This is a genomic window from Mycoplasma sp. 613B (assembly GCF_054343485.1).
Map to the genome: position 1 here is coordinate 1 of NZ_JBTGVH010000003.1, position 12,152 is coordinate 12,152.

General features: G+C 25.8%; 3 protein-coding genes and 1 rRNA gene. 1 reads left to right on the forward strand and 3 read right to left on the reverse strand.

Annotated features, from left to right (window positions below):
* Window positions 1-25 precede the first annotated feature (25 nt).
* Window positions 26-1,550 (reverse strand): 16S ribosomal RNA (locus ACXX87_RS00675).
* Between the two features lie 262 nt (window positions 1,551-1,812).
* Window positions 1,813-5,169: an exo-alpha-sialidase gene (locus ACXX87_RS00680; protein ID WP_458573083.1), complete on the reverse strand. Its 3,357-nt coding sequence runs from the start codon at window positions 5,167-5,169 to the stop codon at window positions 1,813-1,815.
* Window positions 5,170-5,382: 213 nt separating this feature from the next.
* On the opposite strand from ACXX87_RS00680, the gene ACXX87_RS00685 reads away from it, so the two are divergent.
* Entirely contained in the window at window positions 5,383-11,289 is a 5,907-nt protein-coding gene (locus ACXX87_RS00685) for a beta-N-acetylglucosaminidase domain-containing protein (protein WP_458573084.1), read from the forward strand.
* Window positions 11,290-11,331: 42 nt separating this feature from the next.
* Here the strand turns inward: ACXX87_RS00685 and ACXX87_RS00690 are convergent, their stop codons facing one another.
* Window positions 11,332-12,144 carry a TIGR00282 family metallophosphoesterase gene (locus ACXX87_RS00690; protein ID WP_458573085.1) on the reverse strand — a complete coding sequence of 271 codons (813 nt, stop codon included), beginning with the start codon at window positions 12,142-12,144 and terminating at the stop codon, window positions 11,332-11,334.
* Between the last annotated feature and the right edge of the window lie 8 nt (window positions 12,145-12,152).

Genomic DNA, 12,152 nt, shown 5'->3' on the forward strand with positions numbered 1-12,152 from the left:
AAAGATGTCTATATGTACTCCGTAGAAAGGAGGTGATCCATCCCCACGTTCTCGTAGGGATACCTTGTTACGACTTCACCCCAGTCATCGGTCCTGCCTTAGACAGTCGTCTCCGAAGTTAACTAACCGGCTTCGGGCATTACCAACTCCCATGGTGTGACGGGCGGTGTGTACAAGACCCGAGAACGTATTCACCGCAGCGTAGCTGATCTGCGATTACTAGCGAATCCGACTTCATGAAGTCGAGTTGCAGACTTCAATCCGAACTGAGATTGGTTTTTTGAGGTTTGCTCCATGTCACCATATTGCTTCTCTTTGTACCAACCATTGTAGCACGTGTGTTGCCCCACTCGTAAGAGGCATGATGATTTGACGTCGTCCCCACCTTCCTCCTGGTTACCCAGGCAGTCTCTCTAGAGTCCTCAACATAATCTAGTAACTAAAGACAAGGGTTGCGCTCGTTGCAGGACTTAACCTAACATCTCACGACACGAGCTGACGACAACCATGCACCATCTGTCACCTTGTTAACCTCCGCTATATCTCTATAGCATTGCAAGGGATGTCAAGAGTGGGTAAGGTTCTACGCGTATCTTCAAATTAAACCACATGCTCCTCCGCTTGTGCGGGTCCCCGTCAATTCCTTTAAGTTTCACTCTTGCGAGCATACTACTCAGGCGGATCATTTAATGCGTTAGCTGCATCGGTAAATTCTCTACCAACTAATGATCAACGTTTACGGCGTGGACTACCAGGGTATCTAATCCTGTTTGCTCCCCACGCTTTCGTTCCTCAGTGTCAATGTACAACCAGTTAGCTGCCTTCGCCTATTGGTGTTCTTCCTAATATCTACGCATTCCACCGCTTCACTAGGAATTCCGCTAACCTCTTTGTAATTCCAGTTTGCCAGTATCCAAAGCGGGCTGGAGTTGAGCTCCAGTATTTAACTTCAGACTTAACAAACAACCTACGAACTCTTTACGCCCAATAATTCCGGATAACGCTCGCGACCTATGTATTACCGCGGCTGCTGGCACATAGTTTGCCATCGCTTTCTAACAAGGTACCGTCAATATAAAGTCATTTCCTACTCTATTTTTTCTTCCCTTGCAACAGCAGTTTACAACCCGAAGGCCTTCATCCTGCACGCTGTGTCGCTCCATCAAGCTTTCGCTCATTGTGGAAAATTCCCTACTGCTGCCTCCCGTAGGAGTCTGGGCCGTATCTCAGTCCCAGTGTGGCCGTACAGCCTCTCGGCCCGGCTAAACATCATCGCCTTGGTAGGCCTTTACCCTACCAACTAGCTAATGTTCCGCACCCCCATTTCTAAGTGAAGCTTTGAGGCTTCTTTTAAATTTTCTTCATGCGAAGAAAACCCCTATTCGGTATTAGCTACTGTTTCCAGTAGTTATCCCAATCTTAAAGGTAGGTTAGGTACGTGTTACTCACCCATTCGCTACTAAGTCAGTGCAAGCACTGCTTCGTTCAACATGCATGTATTAGGCACACAGCCAGCGTTCATCCTGAGCCAGGATCAAACTCTTGAAATTGATTTGTGTGTTTATTATGGTTATTGCATCTAGTTTTGAAAGATCTAATTTTCATAATGATTTTGCGTGAAAATCATACAAGTTTAATTATAACACTTTTTTCAAAAAAACCAAATATTTTATGTTTTTTTATTTTTTATAAAGTGTCGCAAAATTAAATTGCTTTATTATTCTACAATATTTTTGAAAAAATCAAAATATTTTTGTGAAATTTTTTTCTTTTTTATGTCTTTTATATTATATATATAGTAAATTGAAATTACTATTTTATTCATAATCTAAATCTATCGATTTGTATTTCTTCACCTTGCTCTCTTGCACCATCAAATCCTCCATTAAAAATTTTAAAAATTTGAGAAGATTCATATAAAGAAATAAAATCTATATAATCATTTGTTTGGTTAACCACTAAAGGATAATTGTATGCAAAATGTTCTTTTTGTTCATCATCATATTTAAATAATTCGGTTATTTGATCAAAATTACTATTAGCTATGAAAAGTGCTCCATTTCTTCTAGCAACTGTTTTTGGTAAAGCAAATAAAAAGTAATCTTTATTTTTTCAATTAAAATAACTAATACCTGAAAAAACATTTCCATCATAGTTTTGATCAATAACTATATCCTTACCTTTTGCCAAAGAATTTCCATCTGGAGAACTTCAAGTTAAACCACCATCTATACTTTTAGAAACATAAAATTTGTTTCTGTCTGTGCTTCATCCACCTGCGTTTCTTAAAAATCAATAAATTGCTCCATCATTAGCTTCTATTAGGGATGATTCTGATAAATTTGCTTTAAAACCGGTAGGTTTACTAATTTCATTTCAAGTTTGACCATTGTCATCACTATATAATAAAAACATGTCTGAAAGTGAATACATAGGTATAATTACTCTTCCATTTAAATTAGAATTTTGTTGATGGTGTAATTGAATTCCATTTCCTACTCCAGTTCCAACAAAAGGATGTTCGTTTCTCGAACTACTAAATTTTTCATCCATTCAAGTCAAGTTAGTTCATGTTTGACCGCCATCAAAACTTTCTAAAGATGCAACGTGGCTATTAAGAGCAAGAGCGTAAATTGCATATTCTGGTCTAACCGCTCCACTTTTGTATGGTTCATCAAGAACACTGTGGATTGTTTTTTTAGAATTTAAAATTTCTGGATTATCAAAATCAGTTTCTTGAACATTTTCATAAACCGAACCAGTGATGGTTCTTGTGTCACTGTGATAACTTAAATCCACATATGTGTTAGTTTCTTCTAAAACAGTTCTTTCTGTAAAGCTACTATTAAATCCAACTCCTGCTGGTAAAATGTATCTTCTGAATCAATTTTTTCTTCCATCTACTTCTTTCAAGACTGAAACTCTAGAATCAAATGAGTTAGGATCGTTGAGTTTAGTTCATAGTTTTAAATAAGCATTATTTCCAACGTAAAATCAAGGATTTCCCCTTTTTAAGTTGACAACAGATGTATCTTTTCCAGGGAAAACATCGAAAATTAACTGTAATTTATGTTTATAACTATTGCTAGTGGTATCTAAATATTTTATTTCGCTAATTATTCCATCTATTGCAATTCCTCCATTGTTTCTTTTTGGAACTACAATTTTGACTACATCATAATTTTGACTTCAAGTTTTACCATTGTCTTTTGAAATTTTAACTACTTGAGAAATAGAGTTATTATAGTCCCTTTCACTTTCAATTCTTTTATCAGCAGAACTTACTAAATCACCATTTGCTAATTTTATAACACTTGGAATACGATACGAGTGTGAGTGATCTTCATTGTGTTTAAATAATGTTTCACTAGAAAGTCTTTTTAATTTAAAGTGTTCATTTTCAATTACTTTTCCCTTAATATTGTGACTAATATACGGGTTTTTTAGCACTATTATGTTTTTTGAATTATTTTTATTGGCTATTTCAAATTTTTCATCAATGTCACTTGTATTTTTTAGTACTAAAGCCGTATTATTTAGTACAAAATAAAATATTCCATTATCTTCTGTATAAAAATTTGATTTATCACTTATTGATAATCTTAAAATTACTGCTTTATTATCAATTTTTATTCCGTAATTATCAATAAGTTTTTCATAATTGTTTTCTATCAAATTTACTAAAGCATTTTTTATAGATTTACTTTTTTGTTGGTCAAAATTGTTTGAAAACAAATCATTAAGAAGATTAGTAATTTTTTGATTATTTCAGTTATTTTTTAATTTTAAGTCCACAAAAACATAGTCTTTATATTGTGATTTTTCTCAAGCACTAGAATTTACTAAATCGGGTTCTAAAGTTTTAGATAAAGGAAATTCCACATTAAATTCCCTATTAACGCTATCAATATTTAAAGTTTGAAAAGAAGATTCTCCCTTATTTTTGATGGAAACATCTTCTAAAACATAATCTTCCCCTTTTTGGGAATTTTGTATTTTAAAAGATAAAGAATTATTATCTTCATCGTATTCTAAATCAGAAGCATATATTTCTTCGTTTTGTCCATTATTATTTTTAGTAAATTTTAATTTTATACTATCGTTAATTTTACTTAATTCAATTTTTCTTGTATCTAAAACTACTCCATTTAAAACATATGTAAGTTCACTATTTTCATTTTCAAAAGGATTTGCATTTAGTTTACTAGAAATTTTTAAATCAAATTTAGCATTGGATTTAAAATGAGTATCAGAATAAGTCTTGAATTTAAAAAGGATGTTTGAAGGATTATTAGAGTGCAAATTATAAATATTATTGTCAAAATTATTATTGATATTTTTAAATAACTCTTCTGGTTTTTTAACAAATTTTATATCTTCAAGATAATAAGTTTGTCCAGATGATAAATTATTTAAATTTACTTTTATAAAGGTTTTTCCTTGTATTTCGTTTAAAATTCCTTTATAAATAATATAATTTCTTAAATTATTTTGCTTATAACTAAATTTAAGTTCTAATTGCTTATTATCATCTATCATTATTCCATCTTTTGAATCTAATTCAAAATTTAAAATTGCTGAATTTTCACTTAAATTTGATATTTTACTATTTTTAAAATTTATTTGTGTTAATGAAGGTTGAGATGTGATGGAAATTCCTTTTATATTGATAATTTCTTTATTTTCGTTTTCTTCAATAACAACTGACTGCACATCAAAATTTCTATTTTTAGTTAGGTTTTTCATATAAAAACTAAGTGTTTTAGTTTGCTCATTAATTGTAAAGCTATCTACAGTTTGTTCTATTTTATTGTTATCCAATAATTTTAATTTAAATTTTTTTGTGGATATTGTTTTAAATCCTGAAAAATTCATAGATAACATTAAAAGATTTTCATCTTTTTTTAAAATGGAAAAATTAAAAAATTTAACATTTTCTTTATTTTCATTTTGTGTAGAATTATCTTTTTTATCTACAACATCTTTTTTAGAATTTTCATTAGTATTAAAATGAAAATTATTTAAATTAGATAAGTCATTTTTATGATCTTTATTATCATTCTTACTTTGTTTAGAAGTTACAAAAAAATATGTAGAGAGCGAAGCAGATGTTAATGTAGTTCCTAAAAGAGCAAGAATTAATATTGTTTTTTTAGCACTCTTTTTCATATTAAAAATTTTAACACTTTTTATCTATTCGATTAAAAATTATCAAAAAATTACATTTTTTTTATATAAAAATCATTTTTTTGGTTAATTTTAAATATATTCATTATAATTAAAATATAAGTAATTATATTAAAATCACCAATCTTGCAATAAAAATATAAATTTTATATTTTTTAAGTTTATCAAAAATAATTTTTAATTATAGGAGTTTTTATGAAAATAAAAATTAAAAATATAATCAAATCTTCTTTTGTTTTATCACCAATAATTCCTCTTTCATTTTTCCTTTCTGCAGAGCAAAATACAGATAATCAAAAGAGTGATATTTACAATTTTAACCTAAATATTTTAGCTAAAAATATTCAATATAAAGATAGTTACACAGTAATAAAAAAGGATATCAATTTTGTAACTAGTGAAAGCAAAATTAATGATGAATTAAATTCTTTAATAGATTTTTTAAAAGCAAAAGAATTTAATATTTCCATTTCTTCTAAAATAGAAGAGAATAAGACCAATATTGTTATTTCAAACTCAAGTACAAAAAATGATTATATAGATTCTTTATTTAAAAATTATTCTGTTTCTTTTGAATTTCAAACTAATCATAATGATGAATACTTTATTGAAAGTAATGATGCAAATATTTTCTTTTTAACAGCACAAAACGATAGAGGAATATACTATGGTATTCAAAAAATTCAAGATATTATTGAAAATAGTGATAATTTAGCTATTCAAAATTTTAAATTAAATGATTTTTTTGACATTCCTAACAGGGCCATTTATGATGATTTAAATTTAAGTATGGAAACAATTAAAGAAAATATTCAAATTTCTAGCAAAAATGGTTTTAATATTTATTCTTTCTTTGATAAAAACAATCCTAAAAATAGCGAAAAATGAAGAGAATTATATTCTGAAAAGGAACTTCAGAATATAAAAGAACTTTCTAATTTTGCACAAAAACATAATATTGATTTTATTTACAATATTGATTTTTTTCAATATGAAACTATAAATGGTGGCGATAATTATAGTTCTGATTTAGAAATTTTAAAAGGAAAACTTAAACAATTAATTAATATAGGTATTAAATCTTTTGGATTTGTTGCTTCTTCTGAAAATAATTTAACTACCGATCTTCAAGTAAAATCTTTAAATGATTTAACAAATTGACTTACAGAAATAAAAGAAAATTATGATTTAAACGACAACATTTACTACTTTTTAAACAATTCTAGTGATGAATCTATTCCTAATTATGTTTCTAATTTTAATGAAAAAATAAAAATTGTAATGACAGGAAAAGAAAATCACTACAATTTTAATAATGAATTTATTGATAGTTTTAATCGTGTAACTAGTAAAAAAGCTAATATTATGTTTAATACCATAAGTTCCTATAATAAAGGAACTATTAAATGAAATATTATTGATAATAATATTGAAAATAATTTTTTAGAAAAATTAAATTCTTATATTGTAACTGTTTCAAATAATACACAAGTTAATGATTTTTATCTTAAACAATTTAATCTTAAATTTTTATATAATATTCAAAATAAAGAACTCTTACAAAAAAATATAATTAAAAATATTTTAAAAGTAAATTCAATAAATGATAATTCAATTCAGGCATTTTTAGAAACTTACAAATATATTATTAACCAAAATCAAAATGATAATTTTAGTGCTTTATTTGATGTTTTGATTCAAAAAATCAAAAATAAAAACATTACTGAATCAGATTTAAATGAATTGAAAACTATGTTTCAAAATTTTGATAGTAATGTAAAATTATTGTTAAATTTAAATAATGATTTTATAACATCTTTAAAACCTTGATTAACAAAATTATCATTATTATCAAATAGTTTTTTAAATTTAGCTAACTCAATTGTATATAAAAGTCATAATATAATTTCAGAATCTAGTAAAAATCTTGTAATAACTGAAAAAATGTTGAATCAAGCTAAAACAATGGTTTTTAGTGATTCAAATATAAAAATAAATGGAGAATTTGATAAATTTATTCCTTATCTTGAAAAGATAATAATATATTTAAAAAATTCTTCAGAAATTTTAATAAATAAAGATATTCATAGTGTAACTCAAAAATTTATTAGTAATAGAGGTAATAATTCCAATCTTTCTTTAGGTGTGTCTATAGAGAATATATTCAAAAAATCAAATGAATCAGTCGCAGTATTTGATGGTAACAACAATAGAATTAATGCTAATGAATATATAGGTTCAGAATTTTCCAGTCCTATTTCTTTAAATAAAATTTATCTAAAAATGGGTGGTGGAGCAGATCATTTTTATAATTTTGTTTTTGAATATCTCCAAGATGGTGAACAAGAATGAAAAAGCATTGGAGATGCTTACGTTTCTAATAGAGGAAATTTTAATCCTATAACTATTGAAAATTTAAATATTCAAAATGTAAAATCAGTAAGAGTTAGAAATTTACAAGATAACAGCGACAATGGATGGATAAGATTATTTAATTTTGTAATAAATGATTATGACGAAAAAGACTCTATTTATGAATGATTCAAGGACGGAGTCTTTAATCAAACGGATTCTCCAAATTTACAAACTCACGGCGGTAATTCAAACAATATTTTAGATAACAACGAAAATACAGAATGATGAATTACATCTAATGGTTCAGGTAATTTTGCACAAAATGCTGCTGTTTCTATTTCATACCCTTCTAGAAGGTATATTACAAAAGTTTTAGTTGAGCAAGGTGCTTCAAAAGAATCAGATACTCTAACTGATTTTCATATTGAATATTTTGATTATGATTCAAATTCTTGAAAACAATTTGGTTCATATCATTTAAATAATAAAAAAAGACAAATAATTTCTGGAATTGGTTTCACAGATAAACTAAGAATAGTTAATGATGTTTCCAGACCTATTTGGTGACGTCTTGGAACTTTTGTAGCAGGCGGAGAACAAAAATCATTAAAACCCGAATTTACTATCAAAAGTCCAAATTTACAAATTGCCAATAGCGAAACCGTTAATAATGAATCTAAAAACAATCTTTTTGATTATATAACTGATAAAGATGATTCCACATATGCCTTAATTTCCTGTATAAACGATAATGGAACCATTAAAGAAAATGACTATTTAGATATTTTATTTAATGATTACAGAGAAATTAAAGCAGTAAGATTATTACAAAAAGAAGGTAATACTTTAAATCATTTTAAAATTCAAAAAATTATTAATAACACTTATACAGATTTAACGCAAGAAATTAATTCCAATAACAATGATGAAATTTCAATTGCTATTCCTGAAAATTCAGGAAAAATGAATGGAATTAGAATTATTTCTACTAGAAATTCTTTAACTTGATGAGCATTAAAATCAGTTGATATCATTAATAAAGAAGTTCCTACAAATGAAAATGTTTTTGTGTCCAACAAAAATAAAAGAAATAATTTCAATGTTCTTGTAGAAAATAATAAATTTACTTTATTAAATGCTGATTTAAGTCAAAACCAAACTTATACATTAGAATCAAATGAGTATATAGGGATTGATTTTAAAAAAATATATAAACTCAAACAAATAGAAAATCAGTTAAATGATCCAAACTTAAAATTGTTCTATTCCATAAATGGTGTAATATGAACAGAAATTACAGATGCTAACAATATAGACACAAATACAAAAGCTAGATACTTAATTATTAGAAATATTTCAGAGGTTAGTCAAGAAATTTCTTTTCAAAAATTAGTCGTTTATACAGAAAATAAGATTGAATTTGGAAAAATCATAGACACTAATCTAAATTCTAAAAATATCGATAAAAAGGTTGAATTTGACAACAATATCAATACAAGTAGAGTTTTTGAAAATCCAAGTGATGGAAAATTTGTAACATATGATTTATCTAAAAATATCGATATTGATTCAATAAAAATTTTCAATTCTAAAGAAAGTTATGATTTTCCAAGATTTATAAGTGTTGAAGTTTCTAGTGATAAAATCACTTGAACAAAAGCTTTTGATATTAGCGATGATTCAATAAATAATAATGCAAAACTATCTGAAACCACTTTTGGTTTAAACGATCCTAAATATCCTGATTTTAAATATTGAGAATCTTCTGATTTAAACTTATTAAATGTAAGATATTTAAGACTAAAAATAACTCATAATTATCCAGAAAATAAAAAATTAGAAATAAATGAAATTATCATCAATGATCAAAGTTCGCCAAAAGATGAGTACGATTTTAACTTATCCGGAACTAACCTAGATAGTAATCCTAATCTTATGTTTGATAAAGATTTGACAACAAGTTTTATTCCTACAAATTCCAACGGAATTATCAAAATTGCTTTAAATTCTGATGATATTAAAAATAAAATGGTTAGAATTTTAAGTGAAAATACATCTAAAAATGTTCAATTTAAAGCAAGGATGTTTAATCTAGAAAGTAACTCTGAAAAAGAAATTTTAATTGGTTCATTAGTTAATAATTTAATGTTTTTTAACTTACCTTCTAATATTAATGAAAAAATTATCGAATTAATAATTGAATGGAATGATTTTAAACCAAATATAAACGAAATTTCCTTTATGAACAATTCTAACAATGATAGCAGCAATGCTAAAAATTCTTTAAGAGAATTTATTAACAACCAACCTGAAAACTTTGATAATTGAACAGATGAATACAAAGATAAATATAACGAAATAAAGGAAAACTCAAGTATTGCTTTAAATTCCAAATATCTTTTAGATGCTACTTTTATAGATTTACAAAACCATTTAAACTTTATTAAAAATAAGGCTGAATTAGTAGCTGATTATAGTCCAATAAAAGAATTAATTGATAACAAAATAACTAATATAAATGAATTTTATACAGAAAATTCCTTTATAAAATATAAAAATAGCATAACAGATGCTGAAAAATTATTAACAAAAAGTACTAATATAAATAATTCTAAATTAGAGAAAATTAAAAATGAAATTAATTCAGCAAAATCTCAATTAATTTTCTCTATAAAGCAAAAATCAATAGCTTATGAAAATTATTTCATATATACTAACTTGGAGAGAGTTTTATACACTACTGATTCAATAAAAAATTTAGATATTGTAGCAACTGATTTGAAAAAATTACTAGATACAGTCGAAACTCATCCATCAACTTTTTTAGTTGCTAACAATTCTTTTAAAGAAAAAATTAATTTATTAAAATTAAATGAAAGTGGTGAAAAACTAAAAGAATTAAAAAATATTTTATTTGAAGCTGAAGCCATAAAAAAAGAAGATTTTAAAAACTGAACAACTTTACTTACTCATCTTCAAAATGAAATTCAAAAAACAAATGATTTAATTCAAAATAAAAATAAAACTTTTTCTTCAATAGAAGAGCAAATAAATATTCTACATAAAACTATTAAAGAATATGAAAAAGAAAAACAAAAGAAAATTGATTCTTTAAAAACTCATATTGATAATAATTATTTATATTTAAAAGATTATTTTATTAAAGAAACTTTTGCAAATTATAAACAAACATTAAAAAATATAAATAATAAAATAAATAATTTAGAAATTTCAGAAACTAATATATCTAACAATTTAACAGAAATTAAAAGTTCTATTAGTCAATTAAAAATTGATGAAAACTATCTAAAACAACAGATAAATTTAGTTAAAGAAAAAGAAGTTCAAGATTGGTTGAATCAAGTTTATAAAAACGTTAATACTCATCAGCAATCTCTTAAATTTTTAGATGATCTATATAATTACCAAAATCCAGATTTCTTAAAAAGCATAAACGAATATAAAGATTTATTAAGAAAATCAATAGAATCAATAAAAGACAAATCATTATATAACTCGTTATTTTCTAATATAAATAAATCTTATAATAAAAATTCTTTAGACAACCTAAAAGAAGAAATCATCAATTACAATAAAACATCTGAAAATAAACAAACTGATAAAATTAGTAAAACAAATAATATTACATCTATAGCTTTAGGTACAACTTTTGCTTTATTATCCATTTTTACATTAGGTGGATTTCTTATATATTACTGATTTTGAAAAAAGAAAAAATTAAAATAAAGTTATTTAAAAACACAAATCAAAAAGGATTTGTGTTTTGTTTTACTTGTTTAAAAAAATTTTTTCTATTTGGTTTAATTTTTTATTTTCTTTGTTTAATTTTAAAAATACTGCATTAAATTGTACATCGTTATCAGAAACTTTGAATCTTACTTTTTTGTTAAATCTCATTTTTTCATAAACTTCTTCAAAATTAGCACCAATTGCACTATTTTTGGGTCCCGTCATACCGACATCACTAATATATAAAGTTCCATTAGGTAGTTTTTTATCATCATTAGTTTGAACATGTGTATGAGTTCCTAATAATGCATCAACTTTTCCATCTAAATATAAACCAAAAACATTTTTTTCAGAAGTTGTTTCAGCATGAAAATCTATAATATGAAAATCTTCGGATTCTTCTTGTTTACTTATTATTTCATCTATTGCATCAAAAAAAGAATTAGCTTCTTCTTGTTTTCAAGGAGAGTTTAGTTTATTAAATGTTTTTCCAAGCATAGAAGTGACTCTAATATTAAAACCATTTATGGAAAAAACACTAGAACCAGAGCCAGGATAATCGCTTGTTATTACATTGTAAGGTCTTAAAACATTTTTATTATCAATAATTTTATATATATCTTCATTTGCTCAAACATGATTTCCAAGTGTAAAAACATTTACTCCGATTTCCATCATCTTTTCATAGTCTTCAGAATTTAGTCCTTTTCTTCCTGAAACATTTTCAGATTGAGCGATAATTAAATCTATTTCATATTTTTCTTTAACTACTGGTAAAAATTTTTCAATACATTTTATTCCAGGAGTTCCAAAAACATCTCCAATAAACAATATACCTATTTCTTTTTTCATAATAAATA